The organism is Porphyrobacter sp. CACIAM 03H1 (assembly GCF_002215495.1).
Classification (GTDB): Bacteria; Pseudomonadota; Alphaproteobacteria; order Sphingomonadales; family Sphingomonadaceae; genus Erythrobacter.
The window spans coordinates 783,223-798,768 of record NZ_CP021378.1; the positions used below are offsets into that span (position 1 = coordinate 783,223).

Below are 15,546 nucleotides of genomic sequence, written 5' to 3' on the forward strand. Positions count from 1 at the left end.
AACAGGGTCGATGCTCGAATATCTCCTGCGCCTCGCGCTGCTGCTGCCGGTCCTGGCGGGGCTGATCTGGGGGAGCCTGTGGCTGACCCGCTGGCTCCAGACCCGGCTCGGCCAGATGCCGGGCGCGGGCGCCGGGACGGGCCGGCAGCTCCAGCTGGTCGAGACCAGCCTGATCGCGCCCGGCATGAAGCTCGCGGTGGTGCGCTTCCATGACCGCGAGATCCTGCTCGGCTGCACCCGGCAGGGCATGGTGCGCCTTGGCGAAGCCGGACTGCGCGAGGCCCCAGCCACCACCGACACGCCAGCGGAGACCGCGTGATGCGCCTGCCCGCGATGCTGCGCATGGCGCTGTTGTGCATTGCCGCGTTAACCATGTTCTGCGCGCCCCAGGTGGCGCTCGCGGCTGCGCCTGTGCCCGATCCGGTCGCGGCAGGCGTGGGCACCGCCATCGAGCGCGCGCTGGGCGACCAGGGGGCGGGTGACGACAGCCCCCTGAGCCTCTCGCTCCAGCTGCTGGTGGTGATGGGCCTGCTCACCATCCTGCCCGCGCTGGTGCTGATGATGACGAGCTTCCTGCGCATCCTCGTGGTGCTGGCGATATTGCGACAGGCGCTCGGCCTGCAGGGATCGCCCCCGGGGCAGGTTCTGGCGGGGCTCGCACTGTTCCTTTCGCTCTTCGTCATGGCCCCGACCCTCGACGTCGTGAATGCGCAGGCGATTGCGCCCTATGCCAGCGGCGCGCTGTCCGCCGACGTGGCGATCGGCAAGGCGGGCGAGGCCTTCCACGCCTTCATGCTCGCCCAGACCCGCGAGGCGAACCTCGTGATGTTCACCGACATCGCCGGCGGCGGCACCTTCGCGAGCGGCAAGGACGTGCCCTTCTCGATCCTGCTCCCCGCCTTCGTCACCAGCGAGCTCGAGACCGCCTTCCAGATCGGCTTCATGATCTTCCTGCCCTTCCTCGTGATCGACCTCGTGGTGGCGAGCGTGCTGATGAGCCTCGGCATGATGATGCTGTCACCCACCATCATCTCGCTGCCGTTCAAGCTGCTGCTGTTCGTGCTGGTCGACGGCTGGGCGCTGCTGATGGGCAGCCTTGCCCTGAGTTTCTCCACATGACCGAGGACGCCGCCCTTCTCGCGCTCGCCGACCGGACCCTGTGGGTGACTGCGCTGATCGCGGGGCCGGTGCTGCTCGCGACGCTGGTGGTCGGCCTCGTGGTCGGGATCGTGCAGGCGGCGACCTCGGTCAACGAGCAGACCCTCTCCTTCATCCCCAAGCTCGCCATCACCGCACTGGTCTTCGTCGTGCTGGGCGCGGCGATGATGGGGCTGCTCGCGGATTTCACCCGCGAGATCATGGCCCAGGTCGCAGGGCTGGCGGCGTGAACGTCCTCGATTTCGGCCTCGGCAGCATCGAGGCGCAGCTGTGGCAGATCCTGTTCCTCTCGATCCGCTGCGGCGCGGCGCTGATGGCGGCGCCGATGGTGGGCGGGACGGCGGTGCCGGTGCAATTGCGCATCCTCCTGGCCCTCGTCCTCGGCCACTTCATCGCCGCCTGGGTGCCGATCGCCCCGCCGCCTGCGATGATGAGCATCGCCGCCATCCTTGCCGTGCTGCATGAGATCGCGGTCGGGCTGATGCTCGGCTTCGTGCTGCAACTCGCCTTCGCCATTCCGCTGGTTGCCGCCGAGCAGATTTCCGGCACGATGGGTCTTGCCATCGCCACCTCGATCGACCCGGCAAGCGGCGCGCAGGCGGGGGCGCTGGGCACCTTCTTCGGCCTCGTGATGAGCCTGCTGTTCTTCGCCACCGGCGCCCACCTTCTGTGGTTCGAGCTTCTGATCGAAAGCTACCGCCTGCTGCCCGCCGGGCAGTTCGCCTTCGGCGCGTGGCGGGCCGAGGCGGTGGTGATGTTCTTCGGCTACGGCCTCGCCGCTGCCGCCGCCATCGCCCTGCCGGTGGTGCTGGTGCTGCTGCTGGTGCAGATCGTCACCGGCCTCGTCGCCCGCTCCGCCCCGGCCCTGAACCTCTTCGCGCTCGGCCTGCCGGCCGGCGTGCTGGCGGGGATCGCGGCGCTGATCATCGCCATGCCGGTGATGGTCGGTCAGATCCGGGGCGTGATCGAGGTGGCGCTCGACCAGTCCGCCGCGCTCGTCGGGACGCCCTGACATGGCCGAGGAGACTGCCGGCGAAAAGACCTTCGCCCCCACCCCCAAGCGGCGGCAGGACGCGGCGAAGAAGGGCGACGTGCTGCGCTCAAAGGAGCTCGGCGTCGCCGCCGCCACGGGCGCGGGTGCGCTGGCGCTGTGGGGACTGGGGGCGTGGCTCAACGACGGCATGGCGCGGATTGCGCGCGCCGGCTTCGTCTTCGACCGCCGCGCGCTCGAAGGCTTCACCCCGGGGGCGGCGATGGGCGACGCGGCGCTCGCCGCGCTGCCGCCGGTGATGGCGCTGGGGCTGATCGTCGCCGCCGCCACCGCCGCCTCGCAGGTGCTGATGGGGGGCGCCGACGGGCGCTTCGTGATCGGCAACACCGCCTTCAAGGGATCGCGCATCAATCCGCTTTCCGGCTTCAAGCGCATCCTCGGCTGGCAGGGGCTGATCGAGCTGGGCAAGGGCCTTGCCAAGCTTGCCCTGCTGGGCGGGATCGCGTGGTGGTGGGCGAAGGACCGCGTCTCCGCGCTGCTGGCGCTCGGCACCCTCCCGCTCGAGGCGCAGCTGGCGCAGGCGCTGGAGGCGATCACCAGCCTCGTGGGCGCGCTGCTGATCGGCCTGCTCGTCATCGCCGCGATCGATTACCCGCTGCAACGCTTCCAGCGCGACAAGCGCCTGAAGATGAGCCTTCAGGAAATGCGCGACGAGAACAAGCAATCTGAAGGCTCACCCGAAATGCGTGCGGCGCGCCGCCAGCGCCAGCGCGACCTCGCGCGCGGGGGCGTGGCCAAGGCGATGAAGGAGGCGCAGTTCATAATCGTCAACCCGATGCACTTCGCCGTCGCCCTGATCTACGATCCGGCCCGTGCGCCTGCCCCGCTGCTGCTGGCCAAGGGCCGGGGCGAGACCGCGCTCGCCATGCGCGAGATCGCGGCGGAAGAAGGCCTGCCGGTGCTCGAATACCCTCAGCTCGCCCGCGCGGTCTATTTCACCACCCGCCCGAACCAGATGGTGCGCGAGGAGCTCTATGTCGCGCTCGCCTCGCTGGTCGCCTTCGTCATGGCGCTGAAGCGCGGCCAGCGCCCGCGCCGCCCGGTGGTGGAGGTGCCGCAGGGGCTGAGGTTCGACGGGGACGGGAGGCCCGAAAACCATGCTTAAACTTCGCCGCCCGCGCCCGTTATCCGTGCCATGACAACCTCAGGCTCCTCGATCATCTCGGCTCTCGGCGCAGGCAGCGGCGTCGATTTCACCAAGCTGGCGCAGGACATCTCCGCCGCCAGCTTCGCCGCGCAGCGCGACCAGCTGACGGCGCGCAAGACCGCGCTGGAGGCGCAGATCTCCGCCGCCGGGCAGCTGCGCGGATCGCTCACCGAACTGGCGAGCGCGCTCGGCGACCGGATCCGGAACGGCGACCTTTCCCCGCGCGGGACGCTGGCGAATGCCGCGGTCGCCACGGTGAACGTGCTCCCGGGGAGCGCGCCGCGGGGCAATTTCGCGCTCGAGGTGACCGAGCTCGCCGCCGCGCAGACGCTGCTCAGCCGCCCCTTCGCCAGCCGCGACGCGCTGGTGGGCGAGGGCACGCTGACCCTGCGCTTCGGGACGGCGGGTGCGAGCAGCTTCACCCCCGACGCCGCCCGCGCTCCGATCGAGATCACCCTGACCGCGACCGACACCCTCGCGACTCTCGCGACAAAGATCACCCAGGCGACCGGAGGGAGCGTGCAAGCCTATGTCGCCACCGGCACCGGCGGCGCGCAGCTGGTGATGAAGGGGCAGGAGGGCGCGGCGAACGGTTTCGTGATCGAAGCCGCGCTGCCGCCGTCCGCGCCGCCCGATCCCGAACCCGCGCCCCCGCTCGCCGCCGGCGATCCGCGCTATCTCGCCTGGGCCCCCGCCCCCGGCGACACCCTGCGCACCGGCACTGCGCGCGATGCCGCCTTCCGGCTCGATGGGGTGGCGATGACAAGCCCCACCAACCGCGTCACCGGCCTGCCCGGGGGCTTTGGTCTGACGCTCACCGGCACCAATCCGGGCGCGCCGACCACCCTGAGCTTTGCGGGCAATTCGGCCGCCGTGTCGCGCGTGATGACCGATCTCGTCGCGGCGCTCAACGAGATCGTCGGGCAGATCAACGATCTCGCCGCGCCGGTCGGGGGCGAGCTGGCGAACGATCCCGGCGCGCGCGAGTTGCGCCGCGATCTGGCGGCGCTTGCCGGGCAGGTGCTGATGCCCTCGGCGACCGGGGGCGCGCCGCGCACGCTCGGCGACCTCGGCCTCGCGCTGAACCGCGACGGCACCTTCCGGCTCGACAGCGCACGGCTCAACCGCACGCTCGAGACCAGCCCCGATGCCGCCGCGGCGATGTTCACCACCGGGGCGACGGGGGTGTTCGCCGCCTTCGACCGGCTGGCGCGCGAAACCGGCCTTTCCGGCGATCCGGGCTCGCTCGGCGGCTCGCAGCGGCGCTTCCAGCGCCAGCTCGAGGCGAGCGACGAGCGCCTCGCCCGGATCGCCGAGCAGCAGGAGGCGCTGCGCGAGCGCCTGACCCGCGAATTCACCGCCTCCGAGCGGCGCGTGGCGGCCTCGCAGTCGACCCTCGCCTTCATCCGCCAGCAGGTCGACATCTGGTCGGCCCGCGAGCGGTAAGGGGGAGGCGCAGGGATGCAGATGCTGGCCCGCAACCCCGCCGCCGCCTATCGCCGCGTCGCGCTCGAGGCGCGGATCGAGGCTTCAAGCGGGGCGGATCTCACGCGGATCTGTCTGGAGGAGTGCGAGGCCGCGATCGCGCAGGCGCATGGCGCGGTCATGCGCGGGTCGTCGGCAGGTCGTGAGCCACTCATGCGCGCCCAGACGATCATGCTGTGGCTGGCCAAATCGGTCGCGCCCGGGCATCCGCTGGGGGCGAGCCTCAAGGCCTTCTACGGCGGGCTCGCTGCACAGATCGGAGCGCAAATCCTACAGGCGGATGCTGCGGCGCTTCAGAATATCCAGAGCGATATCAGGGATATACTTGAAGCGGCGGGCTAGGCCGCCGGCAATGTTTCACGTGAAACCTGCAAAGTCCCCGATGATCCGCGCCGCATCCGCCGGGTCCTGAAAGGGGTGGAAATGGGTCATGTCCGGCCGGTAGAGGTCGGTCCCCTGCGGCAGCACGTTCGCCAGCTCCGGCCAGGTCGGCGAGCTCTTGAAATCGTTGAGGCTCGTCATCTGCGCGCGCACCACCAGCACCGGGATATCGACCCGCCGCGCCGCCTCGAGAATGGCGCCGTTGCTGCGGCTCGAGGCATAGACGCTGGCCTCGACCTCGGGGGCGCAGGCGAGTTCCAGACCCTCGCCCGAAGCGGCGGGGACAAGGCCGTGGCGGCAGTAATCCTCGAACACGCGGGGGTCGAACAGGTCATAGGGATCGCGCGCGGCGAAGCGTTCGATCATCGCCTCGGCGGATGGGAAGTCGCGCTTGCGGCGGATCGCGGGGTGAGGGTTGTCGGCGGTGTAGAGCGGCTCGCCCTCGCCGTAGAATTCGGGCGCGAGGATCACCGGATCGAACAGCACGAGGCGGGCAAAGGCCTCCGGGCGGTCGGCGGCGACCTGGAGCAGCGTGTGCGCCCCCATCGAATGGCCAATGCCGACCGCACCGCTCAACGACGATTGCTCAAGGAATTCAGCGACATCGCTGGCCAGCAGACGCCAGTCGGTGATCGGCCCCGCGCGCGAGCGGCCATGCCCGCGCAGGTCGAGGGCGTAGGCAGGATGCGCCGGGAAGTGCGCAATGATCGTGTCCCAGACCCGGCCGTGAAACCCCGTCGCATGGGCGAAGACGAGCGGCACCCCGCCGCCCTCGGACGCCCATTCGTGGACCGCGAGATCGATGCCGTTGACGGGATGGAGACGGGTGACGGGGGCAGGCCGCGCGGTGGTCATGCCGCCGCACAAGAGCATCGCTCGGCCCAAGTCAATCGCGCGCTTTTGCCAGTTCCGGCACCGCGCGTTCACTCCGCCGGGGCGGGCACGGCGGCGCTCCCGGTCTCGCCGCGGTTGCGGATGAAGCGCAGTGCCTCGGCGAGGCGATCGGGCGCGATCCGGTGGAGCAGACCGAGGTAGAGCGCGACGCCGACCGGCACCGCGATCGCGAGCGCGGCAAGGTCGGGCGCCCCCGCCAGGCTCCGCAGCACCAGCGCCACCCCCGCCGCCATCGCCAGCGCGGCGGCGAGCGGCGGCAGGATCGCGCGGGCGAGGCCGGCGAGGCTGAAGCCGATCACCGGGCGCGACAGCAGGATCGTCGCCCCGGTCAGCACCGTCATGCCTCCGACCCAGCCCCAGGCGAAGCCCGTGAGGCCCCACCACGATCCGGTGAAGAAGGCGATCGGCATCACCGCGCTGCCGACGATCGTCACCCTCAGCGCGATCCCAGGAAAGCCGCGTGCGTTGGTCGCGGGGGAGAACAGGATCTGCAATGTCAGCATCGCCATCGCGCCGGCAAGGATCGGCAGCAGCGGGGCGATCTCGACCCATTTCTCGCCGAGCAGCACCGGCACCAGCACAGGGGCGACCACGGCAAGCCCGGCATAGGCCGGCAGCGCCACCAGCATCACCAGCCGGATCGTGGCGATCAGGGCGGGGGCGATCATGTCCGCCTCGCCCTCGGCCTGCTGGCGCGAATAGGCGGCATAGGCGACCTCGTTGATCGGCGGCACGAACTTGGCGGCGAGCAGCTGGGCGAGGAACAGGCCGGTGGTGTAGACCCCGAGATCGTGCGGATCGAGCACGCGTCCGGCGATCACGATGTCGGCCTGGCTCTGCGCGAACCAGAACAGCTGGGTCGCGGTCATCACCCCGCCGAAGCCCGCGATGTGCCCCGCCCCGCCGAACCGGAACACCGGTCGGATCGGGGCACCGGCGGCCCATGTCATGCCCACGGCCTCGGTCAACAGCATCGCCATCGGCGCGGCGACCAGCGTCCACACCCCCCAGTCCGACAACGCGCCGGTGAGCGCCGTCACCGCGCCGACCACGGCCGCGGCAAGGCGCACCTGCGCCGGGCGGCGGAAGTCCATCCGGCGCGAGAGCATCGCGTGCGGCACGGCGCAGAACGGCACCGCGAGATAGAGCACCGCCTGTACCCGCAAGAGGTCCGCCACCATCGGCTGCTCGAACCACAGCGCCACCAGCGGCGCGGCGAGGAACTGGACCAGCGCCAGCATCCCGTTCAGCAGGATCAGCATCCCCAGGGTCTGGCGCAGCCGCTCCTCGCTGACGGTCTCCTCGCGGATCAGCGCCGAGGCGAGGCCCCAGCCGTTCATCGTGTTGAGCAGGGTCAGCATCACCTGCGCCATCGCGAACAGGCCGTAGTCCTGCGGGGCGAGCAGGCGGATGACGATCAGGGTCGAGGCCCAGGAGACGAGCTGGGTCAGCACCTGGCTGCCCGAGCGCCAGATCACCGCGGTGCGCACCTGCGAAGCGAGCGAGGGGCCGGCGGCTGCCGGATCGGCCTCAGCCACGCCCGGCCCCGGTCTGCTCGAGGCGGGCAAGGCGTGCGGGCACCAGCGGTTCGCCCCACAGGCGGGCGAGCATCAGCGCCGCAGTGCGGCTGCGGACGAACAGGAGATCGCTCATGGCATAGCCTTCGGCCGCGCCCATCTCTTCCTTGTAGCCGCTGTCGCCCACCCCGAGATCGAGCACGCGCTGCCCTGCGGCGATGGCGTCCTCCATCGAGCGGTAATTGGCGAGCTTGCCAATGTTGAACCGCTTCATGTCCTCGACATAGCTGCTGGCGATGCCATAGCGCACCGGTCCGTCGTCGAGGTCGAAGCAGAAGGTGATCGGGCGGTCATCGAGCATCAGGATCGCGGCCGAGAGATTTTCGGCGATCACGGGATCGCGCAGGGCATCCTGCCACTGGGCGCGCTGCGCGGGGGTCATGAACTTCGCGCCGCGCCCGTCGGTGGTGCGGGCGATCCAGCTTTCGGCCTCGATCCGGCCCATGTCCTCGAGCGCCGCCTCGCTCCACCCGCTCCCGCGGACGTGGTGCCAGCGCAGCGTGCCGAGCTCCTCGAGCTTGCGCCACGCGGCGCGCAACTTCTTGCCGACCGAGGGGCGGGGCCAGCCGTTCGCTTTCGCCGCTTCCAGATCGACCAGCCAGCTGATGCCGGCGGGGCGGGCGAGGATCGTCCAGTTGGCGAGGTGCGCCGCCTCGATCACCCGCGCGATTGTCGGATCGCAGGTGCGCGCCGGGCCGATGCGCCATACCGGACCGAGGCCGTAGGAGGCCGCATGGCCGAGCGCGTGGGCGAGATCGGAGACGCCGCAGCCGGGCGCGATCAGGGGCGAGCGCAGCGGCCAGTAGCTCCCGGGCACCTTGCGCGCGCCCGCCACCTGCGGGCCGAAGGCAACGGTCGGAATCGCGGCGAGCGGCGCGCCGTTGGCGCCGCGCAGCACGAGGGTGCGGCCCTTGTCCGCCTGCCCCGCGCCATACCAAGCCGCGCGCAGGAAGCCGTGATCCGACAGGTTGCACGCCGCCAGCGCGTCGATCTCGGGGCAGAAGCCCTCGACCGCCGCGACCGTCAGGTGATCGGCTGCAATCCTGCTCTCGTACATTCCTCACCTGCCTCGCCCGCGGGCGTCAGGCGAAGGCCATAGCAAGGGGGCGTAACCACCCGGTTAACCACGGGCTTCGCCCGAGCGAGCGCGGCAGGGCTCAGAAGACGACGACGGAGCGGATCGACTTGCCTTCGTGCATCAGGTCGAAGGCGGTGTTGATTTCCTCGAGGCCCATGACGTGGGTGATCATCGGGTCGATCTCGATCTTGCCGGTCATGTACATGTCGACGATCTTGGGCACGTCGGTGCGACCCTTGGCCCCGCCGAACGCGGTGCCGCGCCAGTTGCGCCCGGTGACGAGCTGGAACGGGCGGGTGGCGATCTCCTTGCCGGCTTCGGCCACCCCGATGATGACGCTGGTGCCCCAGCCGCGGTGGCAGGCTTCGAGCGCGGTGCGCATCACTTCCGTGTTGCCGGTGGCATCGAAGGTGTAGTCCGCGCCGCCGTCGGTCATCTCGACCACCTTCGCCACGATCTCCTCGCGGCTCATTCCCCGGCTGTCGAGGAAGTGGGTCATGCCGAAGCGGCGGCCCCATTCCTCGCGCGCCGGATTGATGTCGACCCCGACGATCAGGTTCGCCCCCGCCAGCCGCGCGCCCTGGATGACGTTGAGGCCGATGCCCCCGAGGCCGAACACCACGACATTGTCGCCGACCTGCACCTTGGCCGTGTTGGTCACCGCGCCCACGCCCGTCGTCACCCCGCAGCCGATGTAGCAGGCGGACTTGAAGGGCGCGTCCTCGCGGATCTTTGCGACCGCAATCTCGGGCAACACGGTGAAGTTCGAGAAGGTCGAGCAGCCCATGTAGTGGTAGATCGGCTGGCCCTTGTAGCTGAAGCGGGTGGTGCCGTCGGGCATCAGCCCCTTGCCCTGCGTGGCGCGGATCGCGGTGCACAGGTTGGTCTTGCCCGAGAGACAGCTTTTGCACTGGCGGCATTCGGGGGTGTAGAGCGGGATCACGTGATCGCCCGGCTTCACGCTCGTCACACCCGCGCCGACTTCGCGCACGATCCCCGCGCCCTCGTGGCCGAGCACGCTGGGGAAGATCCCCTCGCTGTCGAAGCCGTCGAGCGTATAGGCATCGGTGTGGCAGATGCCGGTCGCCATGATCTCCACCAGCACCTCGCCCGCCTTCGGGCCTTCGAGATCGAGCTCGACGATCTCGAGCGGCTGCTTGGCGGCGAAGGCAACGGCGGCGCGGGTCTTCATGGGGCGGGTCTCCTCGTGAACCCGCCTATTCCCGCAGCTTCGCAGCTTGGCAAGCGTCAACGTGCCTTGGGCACCGCCTCGTGATCGTAGGGGCAATGGCGGCATCCCGATCCGCAGCACTTGCCGCGCTTCAGGTGCGCAAGGCGGGTGAAGACGGTGTAGCCGGTTTCGGGATCGCAATAGGTCGCTTCCCCGCGGGCGCAGGCGGCTTCGTGCAGGACATGCCATTCGGGCTGCGTCATGGTCGCATCCGATAGGGCCAAAGTGTCCGCGATGCCATGCACGACATAAAATTGCCGCCCGGCGCACCATACCCGCTTGCGCGCTTGCCGGATTTGCGCTCTCTCACGCGCCTGCCATTCTTGCCGGAGAACGCTCTTGCGCCTCGTTCTGTTGCTTGCCGCCCTGTTTCTCGCCGTTCCCGCCCACGCCCAGGGCGTGCAGCAGACCAAGGGGGGCTTCGAGGACAAGTTCCGCCAGCTCGACGAGGTGCTGCCCGATCCCAACACCTACCGCAACGCCAGCGGCGCGCCGGGGCACGAATACTGGCAGCAGAAGGTCGATTACAAGATCACCGCCGAGCTTGACGAGACCAAGCGCCGCCTGACCGCGCGCGCCACGGTGCGCTACACCAACAATTCGCCCGATGCCCTGCCGTGGCTGTGGATGCAGCTCGACCAGAACATCTTCAAGCGCGATTCGATGGCCGAGCTGACCGATGTGTTCGGCGGCGCGGGCCGACGCGGGCCGAAGGTCGCGCTGGGTTCCGGCAACGAGCCGACCAAGCTTTCGATGGACGAACTGCGCCGCCAGCAGTCGATGGCCGACAACGACTATGGCTACGATATCGGCGCGGTGACCACGATGGCGGGCGCGAAGCTGCCGCACACCATCGTCGGCACCCTCATGCGCATCGACCTGCCCGAGCCGCTCGCGCCGGGCCAGACCACCGAATTCGTCATCGAATGGGCCTTCAACATCGTCGAGGAGGACGCGGTCGTCGCGCGCTCGGGCTACGAGCACTTCCCCGATGACCCGAGGAAGGGCGGCAACGACATCTTCCTGATGGCCCAGTGGTTCCCGCGCATGGTGGTCTATTCGGACTATGAAGGCTGGCACAACAAGGAGTTCCTCGGCCGCGGCGAGTTCACGCTCGAATTCGGCGATTACGAGGTCGAGATGACCGTGCCCGACGATCACATCGTCGCTTCCACCGGCACGCTCCAGAACCCGGAAACCGTGCTCACCGCCGCCCAGCGCCAGCGGCTCGAGACCGCGAAGAACGCGAACGCCCCCGTCTTCGTCGTCACCCCGCAGGAAGCCGCCGCCGCCGAGGCCGGCAATCCCCGCGGCAAGAAGACCTGGAAGTTCGCCGCCACCAACGTGCGCGATTTTGCCTGGGCCTCGAGCCGCAAGTTCATGTGGGACGCGCAAGGGGTGAAGCAGCCCGGCGCCGAGCACGAGACCGTGCTCGCCATGAGCTTCTGGCCCAAGGAGGGCGGGGACCTGTGGCGCAAGTATTCGACCGCAGCGGTGGTTCACACCCTGAAGGTCTATTCGCGATTCAGCTTCGACTATCCCTATCCCACCGCCCAGTCCGTCAACGGACCGGTCGGCGGGATGGAATATCCGATGATCACCTTCAACGGGCCGCGCACCACCCTCAACAAGGACGGCAGCCGCACCTATTCGCTGGCCGAGAAGATGTTCCTCGTCGGCGTGGTGATCCACGAGATCGGGCACATCTACTTCCCGATGACGGTGAACTCGGACGAGCGCCAGTGGACCTGGATGGACGAGGGGATCAACTCCTTCCTCGATTCGGTCGCGGGCTACGAGTGGGATCCGAACATGCCCTGGACCCGCAGCCTCGCGCGTGACCTCGTGCCCTACATGGTCTCGAACAACCAGCAGCCGATCATGACCCAGTCGGATTCGATCACCGACCTCGGCTCGAACGCCTATGGCAAGCCGTCGGCCGCCTATCACGTGCTGCGCGACACGGTGATCGGTCGCGAGCGGTTCGATTTCGCGCTCAAGGAATATGCGCGCCGCTGGAAGTTCAAGCGTCCGACCCCGGCGGACTTCTTCCGCACCATCGAGGAAGCCTCGGGTACCGACCTCGACTGGTTCTGGCGCGGCTGGTTCTACACCACCGATCACGTCGATATCAGCCTCGATTCGATCTACCGGCTGAAGATGGACAGCAAGAACCCCGACATCGACCTGCCGCGCCGCCGTCAGGAAAGGGCCGAGGAGCCGACGCCGGTCGGCATCGGGCTGAACAAGGAACAGGGGCTGCCGATCTGGGTGATGGAGAACCCGGGCGTCACCGATTTCTACGACAAGAACGACGAATTCACCGTCACGCCCAAGGACCGGAAGGGCTACACCGATTTCCTCGAAGGCCTCGCCCCGTGGGAACGCGCCGCCTTCGACCGGGCGGTGAAGGAGGATGCGAACTACTACGTCCTCAACTTCACCAACAAGGGCGGCCTCGTGATGCCGATCATCCTCGGCCTCACCTTCAAGGACGGATCGAAGCAGAAGCTCAACATCCCGGCCGAGATCTGGCGCCGCAATTCCAAGGAAGTGGCCAAGCTGCTGGTCTTCCCGAAGAACAAGGAGCTGGTCGAGGTGATGGTCGATCCCGACTGGGAGACCGGCGATGCCAACCTCGAGGACAACCACTACCCGCGCCGCATCATCCCGAGCCGGATCGAGGCCTTCAAGGACGAAGCGTCGAAGTCGCGGGTCAGCCGCGATCTGATGGGCGAGGCGGCGGGCGCCGAGCCGGTCAAGAACCGCAAGTGATGCTGCACCGGCTGCTGCTGCTGGCCGCACTGGTGCTGGCCCCGCTCGCGGGCGGGGCGGCGCTGGCGCACCAGCAGAAGATCGCGATCAGCACCATCGCCCTGAACGCGCGCAGCGGCGCGATCGAGATCGCGCACCAGGTGCCGGTCCACGATGCGGAACACGCGCTGAGAGCGCAGGGGGCCAAGAGCGCCGACATCATCGGCTCGGAAAAGAGCCGCGAGGCCTTCGCCCGCTACGTCACGCGGCGGTTCCTGCTGCAGGTCGACGGCAAGGTGGTCGAGCCCGCCTATGTCGGCAGCGAGATCACGGGCGGCAGCCTGTGGGTCTATCAGGAGGTGCCGGCACCCTCAGGCGGGCAGGCGGTGCTGCGGTTCAATTCGCAGATCCTCACCGATGTCTGGGCGCGGCAGGAAAACCGGGTCAACATCGGCGGCGGGACCAAGGTCAACACCTTCATCTTCAGGGCCGGTTCGGTCCCGGCCGATGCCCCGCTGACGCCCTAGCCTAGGCGCTGCGCCGAACGGCGATATCGGGCGCGGCGAAACGGTTTTGCAGGTCCGCCAGCAGCGCCGGGCGGCCGTAGCGATAGCCCTGAACGTGGCGGCAGCCGATGGCGCGCAGGAAGGTCTCCTGCTCCTCGGTCTCGACGCCTTCCACCACCACGCGCAGGCCCAGCGAATGGCCCATCTGCACAATCGCCTGGATGATGAGGCGCGACTGGTGATCCTCGCGGATCGCGGCGATGAAATCGCGGTCGATCTTGACCTTGTGGATCGGGAAGGCGCGCAGGTGCGTGAGCGAGGAAAAACCCGTGCCGAAGTCGTCGAGGCAGATGGTGAAGCCGCATTCGTCCAGCATCGCCAGCGAGGCGCGCAGATTGCCGCCGGCGTCAAGCAGCATGGTCTCGGTCACCTCGATGGTGATGTTGTGCGGCCCCAGCGGGCTGTCGTCGATCACCTCGATCAGGTGGCGCACGAAGTCGCCCTGCCTGAGATCGGCGTCCGACAGGTTGATCCCGACCCGCGTCTCGGGCCCGAACAGTTCGAGGATCGCCGGCCCGTCGGCCACGATCTGGTCGAGCATCACCCGGCTGACCCGGCGCGAGAGTTCCGGATCGAGCAGCGCGGAGAAGACATCGCTCGCCGCGAGCAGCGTGCCCTCGGCATCGCGCAGCCGCAGCAGGGCCTCGACCGAGACGACCCTGCCGGTCGCGAGTTCGATGATGGGTTGGTAGGCTGCCAGCGCTCGGTCGGCGTTGAGCGCGCTGCGCAGCCGGGCAACGGCCTTCTGGCGTTCGTTCTGGCGGGCCTCGATCTGCTCGTCCCAGCACACCACCGACCCGCGCCCCTCCTCCTTGCCGCGATAGAGCGCAAGGTCGGCGCGGCGCATGATCTCCTCGCTGCTGGCGGCGCTGTCCATCCGCGCCACCCCGCAGGTCGCGCCGATCCGGATCTGGCTGTTGCCGAGCGGCGGCATCTCCCCGAGTTCCGCGAGCAGTTCGTCGAGAAAGCCGGTCACCTCCGCCAGCGTCATGGCCGGGGGGAAGAGCATCGCGAATTCGTCCCCGCCCCAGCGCGCCAGGAACACGCCTGCGGCGGTGCGCATCTGCAACTGTGCGGAGATTGCTTCCAGCACCCGGTCGCCGACGAGGTGGCCGAGCGTGTCGTTGACATCCTTGAACCCGTCGAGATCGAGCAGCGCGATGGCGACAGGCGCGCTCTCGACGTGCTGCATCGCCTCGGCCAGCCGCCGGTCGAAGGTCGCGCGGTTGTAGAGCCCGGTCAGCCGGTCGCGCTCGGCAGCGCGCTTGAGGGCAACATTGCGCAGGTGCTCCTCGGTGCAATCGAGGATGATCCCGGCGACGCAGTCGGGCTGTCCGTCGACATCGATGCGTTCGCCGACCACGCGGATGCGGCGCCGCTCTCCGTCGCGGCGGTGGATCGTAGTCTCGAACATGAACGGCTTGCCGCCCTCGATCGTGTCGTCGATCGCCTTGCTGACCATCGTCCGGTCATCGGGCTGGTAGAGCTGCACGACGTCGCGCACATCGATCGAATGGCCCGGCTCCAGCCCGGTGATGACATAGACCTGATCCGACCAGTGCAGCTGGCGGGTGGCCAGATCGACCCACCAGCTCCCGACATTCACCGCGCGTTCGGCCTGGCGGAAGATCTGGCTGGTCTGGCGCAGGGCCGCATTGGCGGTGCTGAGCGCACGGGTGCGGGCGTGGAGCGCGATCGACTGTTCGGCGAGTTCGGCAAGCATCGCCAGCGGCGCGATCTGTTCCGGGCGGAAAGCGTCAGGTTCGGGCGAGATGCAGCACAAGGCGCCCAGCAGAACGCCCTCGTCCGTGCGAATCGGCACGCCGAGATACGAGCGGATGAAGGGGGCCCCGGTAACCAGCGCATTGTCCCGGAGGCGCGGATCGGTGCGCGCATCGGCGATCAGCATCGGCTGTTCGCTCTGGATGCAGACCGCGCAGAACGAATCGCCGATCGGGGTTTCCAAGAGGTCGGTGCCCGTGCGCCCGAGGAACCACTGGCGGTCCTGCTCCACAACCGATAGCAGCGCGATCGGGCAGCCGAGCATGGTGCTGGCGAGCAGGGTAATGCGCGAGAACAGGTCGCGATCGGGAATCGCCTCGAGTCCGAGATTGCGGATGGCATCGAGGCGTAGCAGGTCTTTCACGCCCGCGGCTGTGCCTTACAAGCTCTTAAGAAAACGTGCCCCGGCAGGCGCGTATTGCCGCAAGTCCGACGCCCTTGG

Annotated in this window: 15 protein-coding genes; 9 read left to right on the forward strand and 6 right to left on the reverse strand. The window is 68.8% G+C overall.

The window, feature by feature from the left end:
- The first annotated feature begins 10 nt into the window (after positions 1 to 10).
- From CBR61_RS03820 to CBR61_RS03850, 7 genes are read left to right on the forward strand one after another with little or no spacing between them, the layout of a single operon-like run.
- Positions 11 to 319: a flagellar biosynthetic protein FliO gene (locus tag CBR61_RS03820; protein ID WP_088913165.1), complete on the forward strand. Its 309-nt coding sequence runs from the start codon at positions 11 to 13 to the stop codon at positions 317 to 319.
- Positions 319 to 1,119, forward strand: coding sequence for a flagellar type III secretion system pore protein FliP (fliP, locus tag CBR61_RS03825; RefSeq protein ID WP_420705697.1), 801 nt, complete (start codon positions 319 to 321; stop codon positions 1,117 to 1,119). The genes CBR61_RS03820 and fliP overlap by 1 nt, the downstream gene beginning before the upstream one ends.
- Positions 1,116 to 1,388 carry a flagellar biosynthetic protein FliQ gene (locus tag CBR61_RS03830; protein WP_088913166.1) on the forward strand — a complete coding sequence of 91 codons (273 nt, stop codon included), beginning with the start codon at positions 1,116 to 1,118 and terminating at the stop codon, positions 1,386 to 1,388. Before fliP ends, CBR61_RS03830 begins: the two co-directional genes overlap by 4 nt.
- Positions 1,385 to 2,170, forward strand: coding sequence for a flagellar biosynthetic protein FliR (locus tag CBR61_RS03835; protein ID WP_088913167.1), 786 nt, complete (start codon positions 1,385 to 1,387; stop codon positions 2,168 to 2,170). Before CBR61_RS03830 ends, CBR61_RS03835 begins: the two co-directional genes overlap by 4 nt.
- 1 nt (position 2,171) lies before the next feature.
- Positions 2,172 to 3,314 carry an EscU/YscU/HrcU family type III secretion system export apparatus switch protein gene (locus CBR61_RS03840; protein ID WP_088913168.1) on the forward strand — a complete coding sequence of 381 codons (1,143 nt, stop codon included), beginning with the start codon at positions 2,172 to 2,174 and terminating at the stop codon, positions 3,312 to 3,314.
- A gap of 30 nt (positions 3,315 to 3,344) precedes the next feature.
- Positions 3,345 to 4,802: a flagellar filament capping protein FliD gene (gene fliD, locus CBR61_RS03845; RefSeq protein WP_088913169.1), complete on the forward strand. Its 1,458-nt coding sequence runs from the start codon at positions 3,345 to 3,347 to the stop codon at positions 4,800 to 4,802.
- Between the two features lie 15 nt (positions 4,803 to 4,817).
- On the forward strand, positions 4,818 to 5,183 hold the full coding sequence (locus CBR61_RS03850) for a flagellar protein FliS (RefSeq protein WP_088913170.1): 366 nt from the start codon (positions 4,818 to 4,820) through the stop codon (positions 5,181 to 5,183).
- Positions 5,184 to 5,198: 15 nt separating this feature from the next.
- On the opposite strand, the gene CBR61_RS03855 is transcribed toward CBR61_RS03850, so the two are convergent.
- From CBR61_RS03855 to CBR61_RS03875, 5 genes are all read right to left on the reverse strand, one after another.
- Entirely contained in the window at positions 5,199 to 6,077 is an 879-nt protein-coding gene (locus CBR61_RS03855; protein ID WP_088915443.1) for an alpha/beta hydrolase, read from the reverse strand.
- Positions 6,078 to 6,145: 68 nt separating this feature from the next.
- Complete coding sequence (locus CBR61_RS03860) at positions 6,146 to 7,654, reverse strand: lipopolysaccharide biosynthesis protein (protein WP_088913171.1); 1,509 nt, start codon at positions 7,652 to 7,654, stop codon at positions 6,146 to 6,148.
- Positions 7,647 to 8,750, reverse strand: a complete 1,104-nt coding sequence (locus CBR61_RS03865; protein ID WP_088913172.1) for a GNAT family N-acetyltransferase — start codon at positions 8,748 to 8,750, stop codon at positions 7,647 to 7,649. Before CBR61_RS03865 ends, CBR61_RS03860 begins: the two co-directional genes overlap by 8 nt.
- Positions 8,751 to 8,850: 100 nt before the next feature.
- Positions 8,851 to 9,963 (reverse strand): S-(hydroxymethyl)glutathione dehydrogenase/class III alcohol dehydrogenase, encoded by a 1,113-nt coding sequence (locus CBR61_RS03870; RefSeq protein ID WP_088913173.1) that lies wholly within the window; start codon positions 9,961 to 9,963, stop codon positions 8,851 to 8,853.
- A gap of 56 nt (positions 9,964 to 10,019) precedes the next feature.
- The gene (locus tag CBR61_RS03875) at positions 10,020 to 10,205 is read right to left on the reverse strand and encodes a DUF5522 domain-containing protein (RefSeq protein ID WP_088913174.1); all 186 of its coding nucleotides are present in this window, start codon (positions 10,203 to 10,205) and stop codon (positions 10,020 to 10,022) included.
- Between the two features lie 136 nt (positions 10,206 to 10,341).
- On the opposite strand from CBR61_RS03875, the gene CBR61_RS03880 reads away from it, so the two are divergent.
- Together CBR61_RS03880 and CBR61_RS03885 are read left to right on the forward strand one after the other, a co-directional pair.
- Positions 10,342 to 12,777, forward strand: coding sequence for a M1 family metallopeptidase (locus CBR61_RS03880; protein WP_088913175.1), 2,436 nt, complete (start codon positions 10,342 to 10,344; stop codon positions 12,775 to 12,777).
- Complete coding sequence (locus CBR61_RS03885; protein WP_088913176.1) at positions 12,777 to 13,283, forward strand: DUF6702 family protein; 507 nt, start codon at positions 12,777 to 12,779, stop codon at positions 13,281 to 13,283. Before CBR61_RS03880 ends, CBR61_RS03885 begins: the two co-directional genes overlap by 1 nt.
- 1 nt (position 13,284) lies before the next feature.
- On the opposite strand, the gene CBR61_RS03890 is transcribed toward CBR61_RS03885, so the two are convergent.
- Positions 13,285 to 15,468, reverse strand: coding sequence for a putative bifunctional diguanylate cyclase/phosphodiesterase (locus tag CBR61_RS03890; protein WP_088913177.1), 2,184 nt, complete (start codon positions 15,466 to 15,468; stop codon positions 13,285 to 13,287).
- Positions 15,469 to 15,546: the final 78 nt, after the last annotated feature.